Source organism: uncultured Gimesia sp., from assembly GCF_937910335.1.
In the GTDB taxonomy this organism is placed as follows: domain Bacteria; phylum Planctomycetota; class Planctomycetia; order Planctomycetales; family Planctomycetaceae; genus Gimesia.
The window spans coordinates 1-20,370 of the sequence record NZ_CALEMX010000194.1; the positions used below are offsets into that span (position 1 = coordinate 1).

Below are 20,370 nucleotides of genomic sequence, written 5' to 3' on the forward strand. Positions count from 1 at the left end.
TGCCATAGCAATTTAGAGTTTATGGGAGACAGCAGATGTTACTGACATCTTGGGTCGAGTCGATGCGAGTTGCTTTCGAAAAAAGCCGTAAGGCTACATTGAATCCTCGTCGCCGACTACAGCTTAGAAGTGTGCCTTCTTCAGCACGTCAGAAAATCCAACGCAGAGTTGCTATTGAGCAATTGGAAGATCGAACTCTTCTGACCTCTCTGATTATCAATCAGCTCACTCCTGGACTGGGGGTAACGCTTAATAACTCTATATTGGATCCGGATGCTGATGGTGTCTCAAATTTTGACACGATCATTTTCGAAGATCTGACCATTAATGCCACTTCCGGACCTGGGGTCTCGATTGATCTTGATGGTTTATTATTCCGGGATTCCGATAATCCTTTGTTGCCCGCCGATTTCAAAATTCTGTTCGATAATGTCTCGATTTCTTCCAGTTCAGGAATTGGTGTTGATATCGAACTTTCGAATTTATTAATCGATACGATTGCAGTTGACAGTTCCACGATTTCGGGAAGCGTGGGAAATGCTTTTAATGTGGATCTGACCGATGTGATATTCGATGAGTTCAATATCGTCGATTCTACTTTGACGGGCCAGACGGGCGCCGGCGTGACCGTGGCATTGAATGCTTCTACGATCGAAGAGACCTCAGTGCGACGTTCGTCGATTGATGGGGTTGCCTTTGATATCACAAATGGGTCCCTTTTACGTCATACAACTATGGCCGATAACAGCATTTCCGGAGCAACCGGAAATGATGGTGTCAGTCTGAATCTGGTTGATTCCATCGCTGAAGAATTTCGGCTGACGAATAACAACGCCATTCAGGGAGTTTCTATCAATGTTGATGACACTGTCGATGGTGGTGCTGCATTATTGACGGAATTGTTCATACACAGCAATATAATCTCCGGCAATACAGAAGGTGCTGGTGTCAGTCTGACATTGAATAATGTCGACCAGTTTGTTTCGATTACAGATAACTCAATTACTTCAAATAGCAGTCATGGAGTCGTCTTTGATCAGACCGATGGTGATTTGAGCGGCGATATTTCTGGAAACGTGATCGCAAACAATGTTGGTCACGGAATCTTCTTTACTCCGTCTACAACCAATCCCCTGCCAACCGGTAATGGAGCACCTGGTGTACCTGCCTTTGCAGGGGTGCCTGGCCCGACTGACAAAATTGACTTTGCCGCGCCGCGGAATGAAGTGCAATTGATTACATTTGAAGGCGTTCCCACCGGCGGTGATTATACTATCATTTATGTCGATGGTAATGGTGTTGAGTTCGAAACAAGTGGTATTCTTGCTACTGCGACCGCCGCTCAGGTAAAGGCGGCATTGGTTGCAGCTACGCCTGTGTTGGGAGGGGGAGAGACACTCGAGATTGGAGTTGACGATATTCTGGTGAACGGCAACTTCCAGGACGGCTATGAAGTGGAATTTGTGAATGCCGTCGGTGGTCGGAATGTAAACCCACTTATTATTAATACAAGTACGCTTACGGGCGCGGATCCCTCTGTCGCCATCACAATTCCTACTGCGGGCAATCAGAGTGAAATTCAGCGTCTGGAATTAACGGGTACGCCGACCTTCGGTTCTTTTCGTCTTACCTTGACAGATCCTAATAATTTGTTGAACTCAGAAACAAGTGTCTTCTCATTCTCTGTTTTGGATCTGTCACTAGCAAACCAAGCAGCCAACGCAATGATTCTTCAGGACGAATTGAATGCGATGGCTGCTTTACTGGGTTACTCGGATGACCCCATCGAAGTTACAGCCGATGCGACTGGATTTACTATTAATTTTCTGGAAACGGGATCATTGCGCGATACCGATGTGCCTCAAATTATTGTAGATGACACGAATTTACGCCTGATTGTCAATGTTGTGGAAAGTCCGCAGGATCCTGGCAATTTCAACAAACCAGCCAATCAAATCATTACTTTTGTCAGCATCGATGAGTCGACTGTTATTCCGAATACGATTGTTGAGACACCGACTGGTGGTTTTTTCCAGCTCACTTTTCAGGGGGAAACTACGGGCGAGATTGCTATTGATACTGATGCTGATCCGGTTGTGGCTGCTGCCAACACTGCTGCCAACATCGACGCGGCTTTAGATGCACTGCCATCGGCGACATTTAAGACGGGAGTCGAAGGCGATTTCGTTGTCACTGGTGATTTTGTCAACGGGTTTGAAGTTTCATTTAATGTCATTCAACACCTGGAACTGAATTCAACCTTTGTGCCTCATCTTGGTACTTTTGATCTGACATTCTTAGGGCAAACAGTCACACTGCCATTTGATATGGCGAATCCCCGTCGCGCCGCTTCTGCAGCAGAGCTCGAGCTTGAATTAAATGCCATTGCCGACATGGAGGGTTATGGTCTTAATGCTGTGAGTGTTGTAGCGACACCAACTGCTTCTCCGACAGTTACTCCTACTGGATTTGATATTATCTTTCTGGATTCTGGTGGTCTTGCGGATGGCGTTACTCTTGGTAGCATTCTACCCGGATCTACCGCCATTCCAGAAATTACCATCAATGACGAAGATTTAAAGTTTGATATTAATATGTCAACGCTTGCTCAAGGTAATAATTTTTCTAATGAGCGGCAATTGTTACGATTTGTAAAATCAGTCAGTGACCCTAGTTTCCCGTTTACTCTTAATGGTGCCAATATTACAGACCCGCCGATTGGTGGTGCTTTTAGACTACAGTTCCAGGGGTTTACTACTGGAGCGATCGTCATTCCCACGACTCCCGCTGCGATGATCACCAATATAAACAACGCCTTAGAGGCGTTGCCGATTGCGGTTAATGCAGATGATTTTACTGTGACCGGTAACTTTACGGCTGGTTTTCAGATTCAGTTTATTGGGGATTTCGCGAGACTTAACGTCGATCCTTTGGTAGCTACTGTATTCCCCTTAGATTTGAACCCTTCGACATTACTTGGCAATTTTGATATCACAAGTGTGTCTCTCATAACGGGTGATGTCGTGTCAGCGCCGTCAGGTCCGCTGGAGCCATTTAGTACGCTGGTAGTTGATCCTGTACAATCACAAGATGGAATTGGTGACAACGAAGTTCAGACTATTTCTTTCCCTGATAATCCCAAAGCAGGAACGTTTACGCTTGAATACAATGGTGAAATTACTGGCCCGCTGAATTTTGATATTATCGCAGCAGATGTCCAAGCTGCGTTGCAAAGCCTGCTTTCGATCAGTGTCTTTGATACTAATGGGGTCGATGATGTTTTAGTGACGGGATCGATTGCCACGGGTGGTTTCACTGTTGAGTTTGTTGATGATTTAAGAGCAATCGATCCTTCAATATCGGTTCCCGCAATACCAGGACCCGTCGTATTTGGTCATGGTCCTGGCATGGAAATCGACATTGATTTCAGCAATCTGGTTTATGTGCTTCCGACCGTGACGACGGTCACTCAAGGGACGACTCTGAACGAAGTCCAGGAGTTTAATCTCATTGGCACTCCCTCGGGGACTGACACGTTTAGATTGTCCTTTGATGATGATGCCACAGAAACTGTTGATATCGACTATGATGCAGATGCTCGTGAAATATATTTAGCCCTGATTGGATTGGCCACAATCAATGACGACGATGTGATTGTTCGCGGAGATGCCCTTACAGGATTTGAAGTGGAGTTTGTAGGAAGCCTGGCAACGATCAATGTACCGCAAATTGTTGTGAATGATTCAGGTTTGACTGATAGCACAATGACTGTCAAAACGACATCCGTAGGTGGTTATCTACGAGGTATTCGGGGCAATTCGATAACTGGTAATTCGGGTGCTGGTGTTGAGATCGATTTGGAGATGTATACTTCCTTCTATGGAGATCTCTCCGGCAACACAATCAGCTCGAATAATACCGCAGGCATTAACTTAGTGGCCGCCGATGCAACCATTCTGCATAGCATCGATTTCAGTCTGTCCGTTGATGGAAATACGATGGATGACAACCGTGGTGTTGGTGTCGCGGTCAGTATGCAAAATACCGCAACGGGTGATATCAGTATCACCAACAATACTATTACCGGTACCCGCAATGATAGCGATGTTTCCACTCCCTATGCTGGTGATGCTATCTATGTTGATTTGCTCGGAACCGATGTTCATTTTGAAGCAGTGAGTCAACTGCGAGATTTGACGATTGATGGTAACTTCCTGGGGACGGATGCTGCGAACACGGGTGGACTGGGGAACGTTGCGAATGGTGTCGGGATTCATATCGAAGAATCGACGATAATCGATCGTACTCAAATTTCGAATAATGTCATCGCCAATAACACGGGAGATGGAGTGAACTTCCACCGTGAAGATGACGCCCGCGTAGGTCGCGCCGATGTCGATCCGATTGTGGGTGAAGAACGTGCCGTTATGATTTATAGTAATACATTGACTGGAAACAGCGATGGTATTGATATTCTGGCACAGAATGGTTCTTTAACGACGACCGATTTTGAAATCAAAGAGAATGTGCTTAACAGCAACTTGAGAGATGGTCTGAGTCTCCATGCTGAAGCAGATGCCAGCATCTTTGCAGATATCATTAATAATCAGATCACATTCAACTTACAGAATGGTATTGAAGGGACGACGCGGACTACTGATCAAGATTACTTCGGAACAGATCGTCGTGATATATCAGGGACTTGGATCCAAAACGACATCAGTAATAATGTGTCACATGGGGTTCGTATTTCCGGACGAATCGGTAATCGCCTTGATGGTGATGCTTTTGTGCCTCGCTACCTTTTCATTGGACTGGATGGGGTTGATCCTGTAACTGGTTTGGATCGTGGTAATTTGATCGAAAGTAATGGGGGCGATGGAGTTCAGATTGCGGCCCACCGGGATCGTATCGAGGGGAATGTGAAAATTGCCAATAACTCGATTCTCTCGAACGCAACCGGAGGGATAGAGCTTTCCGGAGAAAGTCTTTTTTCATCAATAGATAATAACTTGATTGCTTTCAACATTGGAAAAGGGGTTGATATCAATTCCAACACCCAAGTTGTCTTCTTACGCAATAATACGATCACGGAAAATACATCAGATGGATTAGAAGTTCTCAGTGCGAATTCGGTAAGTCATGGTGAACTGAATTTTACACAAAACGAATTAATTGGTGATGCCGTTACGAGTGTCACTGCAATAGGCAATTTCATTGATAATAATGGTGGTCGTGGTATCGATCTTCAAACTGAAGAACAGGCGGGATCTGACTTTATCTTTGGCGATGGTACAGAATCTGGGGCCAACCGCATTGTGTCGAATGCCCTGGAAGGTGTCTATGTTGTGACTACCGCGTCCAGGGGGCAGGATCAGGATGCCAATAGTACAGATGTCTTGGATGCAACGGGAGATGTCCTTACTTCAAGTGCAGATATGGTTTTGCAATTAGACACGAACTATATCCAGGATAATGGTGAGAACAGTAGTTTTGCATCCACTGGTTTAATTTTGAGAATTGGTACAATGGCCTCCGAAGTTCGTAACATCTCTGGCCAAACTCCGGGAACTGCAGTGAGTGTGGGAGAAGAAAGCAGTGCTAATGCTGCTAATGGACGGTCGAATGTTTCTGTCACGAATAATGAGTTTGAAGGTAACTTTGGTGAGGATTTTTATGCTGAATCATTCACTTCGACCGTTGATCCTCCGACCACACAGGATATCTGGATTGCGCCCACAGGCAACCCGGCATTCCGTGTGCTCGCAAGCCATCGGCGCGATCCATTAGCAAAACTGAATCTGGTGTTTGAGGGGAACACGGGTAACGGGTTGAGTGTGACTAATGTGGGGGCCTTCTACGATAATGCTGAGCCCGACTTTAAATCGCGTCTGAATAACAAAGTGGCACCGAATCCGGATGGTCCCTTTAATTCTGATACACGTCGCCGTAACGCGCAGCGTGTTGCCTCCCGAACCAATTTAGATCCATCTTCTGGTCCTAATGCTGCTCCGACAGCCGTGGGTTTAGTGGCGGATGCGTTCGTTTCCACGCCGGGAGCTCCTATTACAGTTGTAACGACAGATCCGCATGGGTTGTTTTCTAATTCTACAGTTGAAATTACGGGTGTCGAATCGGATGAGCTTGGGCTTCCAAGTATCTTTAGTTTTCTTGAAGATAGGTTAAGCCCTGCCAATGGTGTTTTTGTAATTGACGTAATTGATAATTTCAGCTTCACTTTACGAAGCACGGAAGGGGCCGTGATTGGCGCCGTAACTCCCGGCACTGGAACATGGTCGTTTAACGATACGGGCGCCTTCCTGTATGACGGGATGGGTGTCAGTACATTCCGAATTGCTCAAGGCTTTGATGGTGTGGGTGGTTCGCCTTTTGGCGGTAGTGGTGGTTTCCAAGAGGGAGATTCGTTTTTGTTTGAAACGAATCGTCCGGGAGCGATCTTTGGTGAACTGGATTTTTCGTGGGATACCTGGGTACCTACCGCAAATTCGTTTCTAGCTCCGCTTGTTAGTACATTCCTGACGGCTGATATTTCAGTGACGGTTCCCGATCCTTCGAATGTGACTGCCGTTGGTGATTTCACCATCTCGTTTACAGAAGATGTGGCCGGTGTTGATATCAATCAATTTTCCTTGTTCAAAGACAATGTCGATATCAGTAGTTTGTTAATGGCTTCGATGTTGGAGCAGAATCCGAATTCTCTCCGTAATTTCACGCTGAATATCGATTCGATTATCGCCGCGCAAGGGGATGGGGAATATGAGTTGCGGTTGAATGCGGATGGATTTTCGATTACCGATGCCAAGTATACATCTGGCTTTAATACGCTGTCGTTTGGCGATGTGGAACGATTTACCGTCGATACTGATGAGCCTACTGCGGAATTTGAAGAGGTTGAATTGGTGTTGAACACTCCGATCAGCGGTGCGGCCGGTGAAGTGGTTATCAATTTCAATGAAGATGTGATCGGCGTTGAACTGAGTGATTTTACCCTCACCTTTGATGACGGCAGCGGTCCGGTAAATAAAGATTTATCAGCTGCGACTTTGACCCAGGTGACCGGTAGCCAGTTTGTGCTTGATCTAAGCAAGGTCACCAGTTTGTCCGGCGATTATGTTTTGACGCTGAACACTGGAGGATCAGGATCCATTACCGATCTGGCTGGAAATGCGATACAAGTAGGCGACGACGTTGAATGGAGCACTGATACATTGGCTCCGATCGCACAATTTGAGAATGTGGCGGATCAGCCGCTTAGCGATCCATTATTCTTTGTGCTGTTGAAGTTTGGTGAACCTGTGTCTGGGTTTGATGACTCTAGTATTACGGTGGAGGACAATCACGGAAACGTAATTAATGTTCTCTCCATCAACCCGAATTTTGATGGTTCTGAATTTGAACTTGAACTAGGAGCTCAGGTAGACGCGGATGGGATTTATACGGTTACTTTTGATCCTGAAACATCTACAGTTCCAGTTCAGGACACCGCCGGAAACAAGGTTGCCGGTTCGACTTTTGTGACCTGGCGAAAAGGTGATGATTTCGTTGCACCCACGGTGGGGATTCAGTCTGTTGCCCCCGTAAATATGGGTGAGCTGCCTTTCGCGATTAACTTCTCTGAAGATGTTGTGAATGTCGATGCTGTCGATGATACTGACCCCCTCAATATATTCTATACTAACCTGGTACTGTTCTTTGATGATGGTCCGGATCCGATAAAAATTCCAGTTGGATCCTTAACGGGACCAGTGGGACCAGGGGGACCAACGGCGCCAGCGGGACCAGATTCATTTTATACTCTAGATCTGGGGGTTATTGTTGCTGCTAATGGGGCTGGAGAATATTCCCTGACAGTATTGGATGAAATTGGTGGGGGAACGATTGTAGATTCTCCCGGTGGTAATGCATTGGTCCGGGGCACGACTGAAACCTTTCGGATCGGTGATGATGTTCTGAACGCGACGATTGAAAGTCTACGTCTACCTACTTCATCGTCTGTACTGATCACCGATGTTGGCGAGGTAACGATCACATTTAAAGACGCTACGGATGCTTCTATCGCAGTCGACCCAACCAAAGTCAGCATCCTTGATTTTCGATTGACGCGCAACGGACAGAATATCCCGTTGACAGATCTGGTTGTTGAACCTGTATCAGGAACAAATGATTCTACATATAAAATTGATTTAAGTACTGTGACCGATATACCAGGCGATTATACGCTGACGCTGGTTGCTGAAGGATCAGGAATTAGTGCTGGTCCTATCCCCCTATTAAATGATGTCTCAGTTTCCTGGGTTAACGGATCGATCATTTCTGTGACGGAACTTTTAGACGCACCTGACGATTTAGCCGGTGATGGTATCGTTGGTGATGGAACGGAGGAAACACAGACGTTGCGTGCCGCCATTCAGGAAGCGAACGCGCTGGCTGGTTCCAACATTATTGAGCTTGCCGCTGGTAAGTATGAATTAAGCATAGGTGGGATTGATGAAGATTTAGCAGCAACGGGTGACCTGGATATTCGCGATAACCTGACAATTCGTGGAACCGGTGTTGCCGTGTTTGCCGACGATGGTATTACGCTTCTGAGTGGTACCGCCATTGATGGTGGCGCACTGGATCGGATCTTCCAGGTCTTTGCCGGCGTGACTTTGAATCTGGAAAATCTGACGATTACCAATGGAGCCTTGACGGGTAGTGCAGACGGGGCTGGTATTCGAAACAGTGGAACGACTACTTTGACGAATGTGGAAGTGACTGGAAACGTAGCCGCGGATAGTGCTGGTGGTCTGAATAATACTGGTTTGATGATTATCGTCGACAGTACGATCTCAGGAAACAGTGCTGGCGGAAGTGGTGGTGGTATCCGCAATACGGGAACTCTGGAAGTGACTCGAAGTACCATCAGCGGAAACAGCACCGCACGCGATGGTGGTGCCATCTTCAATGCGGGTGCGGGAAATGTCACGTTATCTAATTCTACATTCTCAGGTAACCATTCCGATCGCTCTGGTGGTGCGATTCGAAATACGGCTACGATGACTGCCACGAACAACACATTTACGCTCAATGATGCAGGGACTAACGGGGGGGCGATTTCCAATACCGATACTTCAACTTTGCAGAATAACCTGGTGATTGGAAACACGGCTGCAACCAATGCAGAACTAAACGGAGATTTTATCAGTCTGGGAGGCAACCTGACCGGGTTGCTTGGTTCTGCGACCGGAATTGGTGCTTTAGATATTGTTGATGTGATAGATCCGACTCCTGTTCTTGATTTAACATTAGCAGACAACGGCGGCCCAACGCTTACACATGCACTACTCCAGGGAAGTATCGCCATTGATGCAGGCGGAAGTATTGGTGTGGACGAATTAGAACAACGGGGAAGCACACGAGTTTTGGGAAGCAGTGTCGATATTGGAGCTGTCGAATTTGGTGTGTTCTTTGTAAATAGTTTACTGGATACAGTCGATGTGACTCCTGGGGATGGAATCGCAGCTGATGCGGATGGAAATATCACCTTGCGAGCTGCCATCATGGAAGCCAACGCATTAGCCGGTGATTCTGTCATCATACTCGGACCAGGAATGTATGATTTGACGATCTTGAATGACATTAACTCTGATCTGGATGATGCATCGACGGGCGATTTAGATGTGACCGATCTCACGGGTAGTTTGACAATTACAGGTGCGGGTAACGGTCAAACCATTATTAACGCAACGGCACTGAATGCAACGGCACTGGATGACCGAGTGTTTGATGTGCTTGTTGGTATTGAGTTGACTCTGGATGGAGTAACGATTACCGGTGGTCATGCGGTTGGTGGAAGCGGTGGTGGTATCCGTAATCTGGGAACATTATCTCTGCTGAATACGGTCGTAGATGCGAATACTGCTGACATTAATGGTGGTGGAATTCTCAATGGTCAGCTTAATCAACAGGGAACATTAAATCTGTTGAATAGTACTGTTTCCAATAACAATGCTGTTGACGGTGGCGGTATTTTCAATAATGACCAGTCAACGATGACTCTAGCCGATTCTGATGTTACAGGAAATACCGCAGCCGGTGATGGTGGTGGTATCTTCAATGATCTTGAGGCTACAATTGATCTGACACGCAGTTCAGTTTCAGGTAATACATCCACGTTGGATGGTGGTGGTATCTACAATAATGATCTAGCCATCCTGACGATTAGCGACAGTAAAGTGAACAGCAATACTGCCGATCAGGGGGCGGGTATTTTCAACGAAGAAGCGGCTGCTTTGACAATCAGTCGTACAACAGTTTCTGGAAACAACGCGTTACTTTCCGGTGGTGGAATTTACAATGATGAAGGTGTGGTTTTACTCAGCGATGTTTCCATCTTAACTAACATGGCTGCCAGCGATGGTGGTGGTTTTTACAATGCTTCCGCTGGTGAAGTGATGATTACCGACAGTTTGTTCAAAGATAACTCCGCAGACCGTGATGGTGGTGCCATTGCCAACTTTGGAGTCAGTCTGTCATTGACCGGGACAATTATTAGAGACAGTGAAGCATTGAGGAATGGTGGTGGCTTATTCAATGATCAGGAAGAAGGGGCCGTGAATCTGACGTCTACTTCTTTGATCAACAATGAAGCCGTAGCCGGTGGTGGTATTTATAATCAGGAACTGGGAACGATCAACCTCGATCTCTCTGCCGTGAATGATAATAGTGCCAGCACAAATGGTGGTGGTATTTATAATAAGGATGATGGGACAATCAACCTGCAACGAACGACCGTTGATGGAAATACCGCGGCGGATGATGGGGCTGGTATTTTCAATGAGCATAATGCTCAATTGAATATCTTAAGCAGTACGCTTTCGAACAATATTGCCTCTCGTTTCGGTGGTGGTATTTATAATAATTCAATTGCTCTGGCAGATATCGTGAATGCGACCATCTCAGGGAATGATGCTGTAGCGGGTGGTGGTATTTATAACGATGAAGAAGGGAGCATGGAAATAACCAATGCGACCATCTTTAACAATTCCGCGACGACCGGAGGTGGAATCCTGAATGCTGTTGATGGTTTTGTGAGTGTTGCGAACTCAATCATCGCTGGTAATACTGATTCTTCTGCCAGTCCCGATGTCAGAGGTGGTTTTGATTCTCGTGGGAATAACCTGATTGGTATTGAGGATGGTTCCACTGGATTCGACGTTGGGATTCCTGAAGATATGGTGGGGACAGTCGCAGATCCGATTAATGCCGGTTTGGGCGCCCTTCAGGACAATGGTGGTGCGACCTTTACACATGAGCTGATAGGCGGAAGCCTGGCACGTGATGCAGGTAATAATTTCTATGCTCCTACAGATGACCAGCGTGGTTTTGCCCGTTTATTCGATGGTGATGGAAACGGTTCATTGATTGTTGATATTGGAGCATTTGAATCTGGATATATTGTAAGCAGCTTTGGTGATTCGGTTGATGCTAATCCCGGAGATGGTGTGAGTGTTGATGCAAACGGCCAAAGCACATTGCGTGCAGCCATTATGGAAGCCAACACTCGTATTGGCGCCGATACAATTCTGTTGGGAACAGGAGTTTATACTCTCTCGCTGTTTGGCCAGTATGAAGAAAACGCCTTGCTGGGTGACCTGGATATTACAGACGATTTAACCATTATCGGTGCGGGTTCGGGCCGAACCTTTATTGACGCCGACTTCCTGGACCGTATCTTCCATATCTTCACAAATATTAATGTTTCCATTCGCGGCGTGACGCTTGTGAATGGAAGTGTCACACGTGTGGAAGACGGTGGTGCGATTCTGAACTTTGGTAACCTGACATTGGAAGATGTGACGATTGAGAACAGTCTCGCCAACCGTGGTGGAGCCCTGTTCAACAATGGTTTCGTCACCATGACGGACAGCTTCTTCCGTAACAATACCGCGATTGCTGACGGGGGAGCCATCTTCAATAACGATTCTGGTACGATCACCATCGATATGAGTACCATTTCCGGCAACGATGCTGAAAATGGTGGTGGTATCTTCAACTCGACAGGGGGAACTCTGGGAGTCAACGACACGACAATCGACGGTAATACTGCAACGGTTGCCGGTGGTGGTGTGTTCATTTCGAATGAAGTGGCTGTGGGGAATGGTGAAGGGGGTAGCGGAGTGATTGTGCCTGCGGCCTCAAGTGAGGTCGTGGTAGCAGAAACGTTTGAATTACACACTAGTCCTAAATACGATATCGCAGAAGCTGGCATCTTGAGTGAAGCTCCTCCATTTCCAGTCAGCGATACGTTCAACCTGAGTTCGCTGCCCGGGTCTAACTTCACGATTTATCTCGATTTCGATGGGCACACGACAACTGGCACACAGTGGAACACCTTTTTCAATCAGGTTTCGATTGTTACCCCTGCTTATGATACCGATGGCGACGTCGGGACATTCAGCATGTCCGAAATCGAAGATATACAACGAGCCTGGCTACGTGTTTCTGAGGACTTTGCTCCGTTTAATATCAATGTTACCACCGCGGAGCCACCACTCAGCGATCTGATCAGGAGTGATGCCTCAGATACGCGCTGGGGTGTGCGTGCCGTCAGTGGTGTGGACACCTTTGATCTCACTGGTACCGGGGGCCTTGCATTCCTGACATCGTTCAACGCCAGCACCGACACACCAGCCTTCGTATTTAACGCAGGTCTGATTGGTGTTGCCGAGACGATCAGCCACGAAGTGGGACACACACTGGGATTAAACCATGATGGTACGTCAGCCGTGGAATATTACCCGGGTCATGGAAGCGGTCCAACGGCCTGGGCTACGATCATGGGGGCTGGTTTTTTACAGCAAGGTCTGGTCCAGTGGAGTCAAGGTGAATACACCGACGCTGACAACAGCGAAGACGATCTGAGTATCATCACAAGCCAGAACGGATTTAGTTATCGCGCCGATGATCACGGGAACGGTCTTGGATTTGCGTCAATTATCACCGGTGGCACGGCTTCCGGAATCGTCGAGCGAAACTCAGATGTGGACTATTTCCAGATCACAACCACTGGTGGCGATGTCAGCATCGATCCATTCTTCGAGAGTCCCAACCTCGACATTCTTGCGACATTGTACGATTCCAGCGGCACTCAGATTCAAACGAGCAATCCCACTGGCGCTCTCAATGCGTCATTCATCGGACTGGCAGCTGGTACCTACTTCGTGTCCATCGAAGGGACAGGTGAAGGCGACGTTTTGGGAACGGGTTACTCAGATTACGCGAGCTTGGGGCAGTATACAATTACGTTTAATGCCGAGCCTCCGATGGTGACCCCCGGTGACGTGACGATTTCCAACAGTACCATTTCGTATAACATCGCCGGTACCCGTGGCGGTGGATTATTGAATGAAGACACCATCGAGATTTCCAATGTAACCTTCTCAGGCAACGAATCTGGCAAAGAAGGTGGTGCGATTCATAACACGGGTGAGCTGAGGATCAATAATTCGACAATTTATGACAATACGACTGAAGGTTCAGGCGGTGGAATTTATTCGGTTTCTGCTTCCGCCAGTGTGACTGCCAGTAACACGATCATTGCCGGTAATCATGCTTTAGTGAGCGGTTATGATCTGGAAGGTGTGTTTACTTCAGCGGGCAATAACCTGATCGGAACACCCGATACGGCAACCGGCTTTATTGACGGATTCAACAATGATATTGTCGGGTCCAATGCACAGCGCGTTGACCCCGTCTTAAGTATTCTTAAAGACAATGGTGGCCCGACCTTTACTCACGCATTACTTGCGGGAAGTCTGGCGATTGATGCTGGCGACAATACCGATGGTGTTGTGAATGACCAACGTGGGGCAACCAGGCCTACGGATACCACGAGCGATATTGGTGCTTACGAATTTGTGACTCCCACAATCAGTATTTCCGATATCAGTCAGGTAGAGACTAATATCGGAACGACAGTGTTTGAGATTTTAGTTTCACTGTCGAACGTCAATGTTGATGAGGTAACAGTTGACTATGAGACTTCAAATGGAACGGCTGAGGCTGGTATTGACTATCAATTTACATCAGGCACTGTGACTTTCTCGCCCGGTGAAACAACACAGACGATTGAAGTGATCGTCAACGGAGATATCACTCCAGAGGCTTACGAGACATTCTTCGTCAATCTGTTTAATTCAGTGGGAGCCACGATTGATAAGGATCAATCTCTGGGAACCATTAAGAACGATGATGCCGAAATTTCCATCGACCCTGTGTCACTCGACGAAGGCCCCGTTGGTACCACAACCGATTTCAACTTTATCGTATCGCTGAGCCACCCTGTTGCGGGAGTGGTAACCGTTGATTATATTACTGCGGATGGAACTGCAATGTCAGGCATTGATTATGTGGGGATATCTAATGGTAAAATTACCTTTTTCCCAGATGAAGATCTCGAGAAAACGGTGACCGTCGTGGTGAACGGTGATTCGGAAATTGAGCCTGAGGAAAAATTCAATGTTGAATTGTCAACTGCCACTGCCACAAATACTGTGGGTGATGTGGATTTCCTGTCGTCAATAGGAACAGGCACGATTAAGAATGATGACTTTGCGTTACTGTCAATCAGCGATGTGACCAGGACAGAAAACTATGATGACGGTGACGGTGACCCGACCACGATTACCTTTAAATTTACCGTTTCGTTATCACAGGCGCTTATTGGTGATACTATCACAGTCTTAGCTTCCACGATGAATGGTACAGCGGAATCGGGATCAAGTTCGCCCTACGATTATGAAGCCAAATCAGAAACTGTCATGTTTGCTCCCGGCGTAACAGAGCGGCCATTTGAAGTGACTGTTTTTACAGATTCGGGATTTTTTGAAGATAATGAATTCTTCTATGTCAATCTTTCAAATCCCACCAACTCGAATATTGTTGATGGGCAGGGTGTCGGAACGATAGTCGAAAATGGAATCGTCGTCACCACGCTTGATGATATTGTCGACTCCGGTGATGGTTTGATTTCACTGCGTGAAGCCATCACGCAAGCAAATGATAATGTTGGTGTTGTAGATAATATCATATTGCTGGATGGTGAATATATCATGACGCGTGACGGAGTTGGTGAGAATTTGAACGATACGGGTGACTTTGATATTCTTGAAAGTGTCAATATATTCGGTCAGGGAACAGGTCTCACGAGGATTAATGCTGATCCTTTGAATCCTTTTAATCCTGCTGATCCTTTTGATTTTATTGCACAAGATGGTGGAAATGGAATCGATCGCATCTTCCACACAGGTATTGGTGTGGCTCTGAATCTATCGAATATGGAGCTGAGAAACGGTAACGCCGATGATGGTGGTGCCCTGTTTACTCAGGGGCCGACTACACTGAATCAGTTGATCTTCTTGAATAACAATGCCGACTTCTGGGGTGGTGCGATATTGAGTACCGCCGATATCGATATTACTGATGCTCAATTCCTGAATAACCATGCCGGTTTCCAGGGTGGGGCTCTTTATCAATATCAAGAAACGGCAACGATTTCTCATTCCACGTTTGATGGAAATACATCAGATGCGCGTGCTGGAGCTGTTTATGTTGCCTCTGGTGCGACGTTTAATGTTTCAGAGTCATTATTCAACAATAATGTTGCAGGAAGCCGTGGTGGTGCAATTTATACCTCAGGCACCACAAATTCAACGAATGTCACCTTCTCTGAAAACCATTCCGGATCTCGTGGCGGTGCAATCTTCACTGATGGCGAGTTGGATGTTTTGAATAACACTCTGACCATGAATACGGCAGATCAATCTGGTGGGGGTATTTACAACGAAGGTGAAATTAAGTCCCTCAAAGATACGACGTTCTCAGCCAATCATGCTGGCGTTGACGGTGGTGCAATTTATAATGATGGCACGTTGGATATGGTTGATAATATCTTGTCACTGAATACTGCCGTTCAATCAGGCGGGGGGATTTATAATAAGGGTGACACCGTTTCCACGGGTACCACATTCTCAGAAAATAGTGCCGGCGTTCACGGTGGTGCGATTTTCAATGATAGTGTTTCGGTGGATGGCACGTTGGACTTTGAAAATACGACTTTGTATCTGAATACTGCCGTACAATCAGGTGGGGGTGTTTACAATAAAGGGCTTGCTGAGTTCACAAATACGACGTTCTCAGCCAATCATGCCGGCGTTCGCGGTGGTGCGATTTTCAATGATGGAATATTGGAACTTCTCTACAATACATTGACGTTGAATACCGCAGATCAATGGGGCGGTGGGATCTCCAACAGTAATACCAATACGGTGACTCTGTACAATACGATCGTGGCTGGAAATATTGCAGTCATAGGAAATGATGACCTCGATGGTGACTACTCTCCGATTCTCGGCCCTCCAGTTGTTGCCAGCCAGTATAATTTGATTGGTAATATTGGAACGGCGACCGGTTTGACAAATGGTGTGAATTCAAACATTGTTGGCTCTTCGCTCTCGCCCATTGATGCCATGTTAGATGTTTTGGCTGATAATGATGGCAACACGCTGACTCACAATCTGATGCCGGGCAGTCCGGCGATTGATGCTGGTCTGTTTGATGATGGCAATTTGTTGGATCCATATCCAACAGTTGACCAACGCGGACAAGCGCGGCCTGTCAATGGATCTGGATTAGTCGATCCCCTCGCAGATATTGGAGCTGTTGAGTTTCGGCCAGGCAGCCCACCACCATTGTTCGGTACCAAGGGTGATGTTGAATTGGCTGTTGAGCATACCCGCATCCAGTTATCCGTGGTCACAGATCAAACGGCTGTTTCCAGTGATGGGCATACCTCTGCTTTACCAGCCGATGCCGAATGGATTCATGAATGGGAATCATTCTGGGTCGAAGTCTGGGTGAATACTGCCAGTGGACTCAGTATCTCGGATGTCTTAACTGAGATTGCTTATAATTCAGATTACTTTACAGCGACCTCCGTAGAATATGGTTCCAGCTTTGCGGTCAATACTACTGCTGTCATTGATGATGCAGCAGGCGTTGTGCGAAATCTGAGTGGTAGCACAGAGCAATCTGACGTAGGTGGAACGGGACATGCCTTGTTTGCCCGCATTAGATTTGAATCTCTGGCTGGCGATCAGGTAGAAGTCGATCCATCTGATTTGACATTAGATCCACTTGAGCTTGGTTTGGAAGTACTGAATACAAAAGTTGATATTGCTGATGTCGGTGAAGTCATTGCGAATGTAGGAGCGTTACCTGAAACTGAGCTCTATCCCGTGATCTACGATATCAACGATGATGATGCTGTCAATTTCCGTGATTTGATAGTTTTCGCATCGGTTTACAGTCAAGATGTTTATAATGCTTCTTCACAGTTTGTCGCAGCGATGGACTTTAACAAGAGTGGTCGCGTCGACTTTAGAGACCTGACTCAGCTTGCTGCGAACTATGGCAAAAGCAAGAGCGGAAATACTGCGATCAATTTCCCGACAACCTTTGGTCAGAAATGGATTGGAACTTCGCTGGAAGTAGCCAGTGGTGACGATAGTATCGGACAGGTGATCGAAGCTGCCGTTGATACCTGGGAAACGGCACTAGGCCTGGAAGAGCCTCTGGAAGTAGAAGTGATTGTGCGTGATTTTGGTACGGCTCAACTCGGTTCCGGTCAGACTACGGAATACAGTGTTGATGGAATTCCCGTTGCCGGTCGAGTTGTCATTGACGATGATGCTAACGGTTTAGGATGGCACGTCGATGTGGCAGATCTTCCTGCGGGAACTGGTTATGACCTGTATACAGTTCTGTTACACGAAATCGGACACGTACTTGGTTTCACCCGTTATTACTCTGGATTTGGTAACCTCATCGAAACAGATGGTAATGGTGACCTGACATTTGTCGGATCAGACTTTACTGTCGACCTGGATGCAGCCGGTTATCATATTGACGATCCAGATTATTCCGATGATCTGATGAGTGATACGCTTGATCCAGGCGTTCGTAAGACACCATCCGCCCTGAACGTTCAAATGTTTCTGGAGGCTTACCAGAATGTGGGAGCAACTGGCGGCGGTGGAACCAGTAGTCCGATTTTTGGAACTAATTCAGTTCCTGCTGAAAATGTGGAACCAGTGTTGGTCAAAAGCATTGAAGCAGCAAAAGTCTTTGTTGATCAGTCAACGGTTGGTTTTGTTGCTCCTGCTGCTATCAAGAATACTGAAGAAGATAGTTCACTGGATCAACTTCGACAGGTGGCTAGCTTCGATGCGATTCAACCAAGTCTCTTTGATCAAGGTACTCCATTCGAACGATCTGAAGTGGATGAAACGATCTTTGAAGACCTGTATTCAACGGAATTTGAAAATAGTCTGACAGGATCTGGTTCAGATGATCGGGAGTTAGTGTTTGCCCATTCGGAAAACGAACAGGCTGACGATTTTAGTGAGAACCTGGAATCGATGGACGAAGCCTTTAGTAACTGGGAAGGTCCCCTGTTGTAGGAGTTTTTGTTCAGAGTCCGGTAAACTATTTTCCGGTCAATCGATTCAATCTGAAAATAATCTGACCCTCTGCAAATGTTGTCGTTTGCAGAGGGTTTTTTATTGGTGAATTGAAAAACAGCTTGCTCTTTTAGCGAGAGCAGTTTCCTCCGCCGTTCAGAGAGTGTAAAATAGAAGCGAGATCGCCTTTGCAGGCTATTTACTGTAGTGGAGTGAAATATCAATTGGCGATAACCGGGAGCGTGTATTTTGGATCGAGATCAGTTTTATTTCAGGCAGTTTTTGCTATGGTTTTGTTTTGTGATTTTGCTGTCAGGCTCGGTTCAGGCTGCAGAATGGGGCACATTAACCGGGCAGTTTCTTTATACAGGCAAGGTATCAGTTCCCCAAAAACTTGAGATCAGCCGCGACCAGGAAATTTGTGGCAAGTTCAGTGATCAGGTGCTTGACCAGTCATTGGTCATTGGGAAAAGTGGTGGTGTCAAGAATATCTTTTTCTATCTGCGCGAATCAAAATTGGATGAATCTCAGATCCACTCCGATTATCAGGGGGTGTCTCCTTCGGTCAAAATTCAAAACAAAGGCTGTATATTCCGGCCACATGTTTCAGGGCTCTGGGTCAAAAAGCAACAACTGCTTACAGAGAATGAGGATCTTTGTGCACATGGTTTTCAAGTGAAGGCTTATCGAAATCCCAGTCTCAATCAGTTATTGCCGCCCGGCGAATCATTCACACATCGATTTGAATATGGTGAGAAACTCCCTATGCGCATGAGTTGCAGTATTCATCCCTGGCAGGAAGGTTGGCTGCTCGCACTGAATCATCCTTACTTTTCGACGACTGATGATTCTGGCGCCTTTTCGATTAAGAACTTACCCGTAGGGGAGTGGGAGTTTCAGGTCTGGCATGAAAAAGCTGGTTATTTGATTGCCAGTCCTGATTGGACACGCGGGAGGGTCAAGCTTAAGATTGTTCCGGGTAAGAATGATCTGGGTGTAATCAAGGTGACTCCCTCTCTGTTTGCAGGTAAATAAACGAACCGATCATGCGACTATTAAGCTACAATATTCACAAAGGGATAGGTGGACGAGACCGACGTTATCGGTTGGAACGCATCATCAGTGTGATCGAGTCAGAAAATCCGGATATCGTCTGTCTGCATGAAGTCGATCGGAACGTCAAACGTTCCCGGTTTAATAATCAGCCTCGAATCCTGGCTGACTATTTCAATATGCGGGAATCTCTGTTTCAACTGAATGTGAAGTTGAAGACCGGCGGTTATGGAAATATGATCCTTTCACGTTGGCCGTTTCTAATACAGCATCAAATTTCACTGACGAATAAATGGCGCAAATCGCGTGGAGCGCAGCTCGTAGTGATTGATTCTCCCGAAGGTGCCTTTCAATTAGTCAATTTCCATCTGGGGCTTGCCGAGAAAGAAAGGCATTGGCAAATTGATCATTTGCTGACGCATCGATTGTTTGAAGAAGGCAATGGCTATCCCGCATTGATTGTTGGCGATACAAATGACTGGCGAAATACGTTGGCAAAAGGAACGTTTTCTCAGCATCAATTTGAGGAAGTGACTCACCCGCCTTCTAAGTTTCGATCGTTTCCGGCTTATTTACCTGTCGGCACTTTGGATAAAGCCTTCATTCGGGGAGAGATTGGTGTGAAAAATGCGAGACTCTCTCGATCAAAACTTTCGAGGGAAGCCTCAGACCATTTACCTTTGGTGATCGACTTTCATTTAAACGAGCATGCAGAGCTTTACAAAAAAAAAGCAGGGCATTAAATTGTGCCCTGCTGATCTCTATCGAATCGATGACTTCACAACTTTTTTAA

Annotated in this window: 3 protein-coding genes; all 3 read left to right on the top strand. The window is 46.5% G+C overall.

Features of this window, described 5'->3' with window-relative positions; translation table 11 throughout:
• Positions 1 to 35: 35 nt before the first annotated feature.
• Positions 36 to 18,524, top strand: a complete 18,489-nt coding sequence (locus Q0668_RS07300) for a choice-of-anchor Q domain-containing protein (RefSeq protein WP_298862051.1) — start codon at positions 36 to 38, stop codon at positions 18,522 to 18,524.
• Between the two features lie 300 nt (positions 18,525 to 18,824).
• The gene (locus Q0668_RS07305; protein ID WP_298862054.1) at positions 18,825 to 19,559 is read left to right on the top strand and encodes a hypothetical protein; all 735 of its coding nucleotides are present in this window, start codon (positions 18,825 to 18,827) and stop codon (positions 19,557 to 19,559) included.
• Between the two features lie 11 nt (positions 19,560 to 19,570).
• Positions 19,571 to 20,320: an endonuclease/exonuclease/phosphatase family protein gene (locus Q0668_RS07310; RefSeq protein WP_298862057.1), complete on the top strand. Its 750-nt coding sequence runs from the start codon at positions 19,571 to 19,573 to the stop codon at positions 20,318 to 20,320.
• The last annotated feature ends 50 nt before the right edge of the window (positions 20,321 to 20,370 follow it).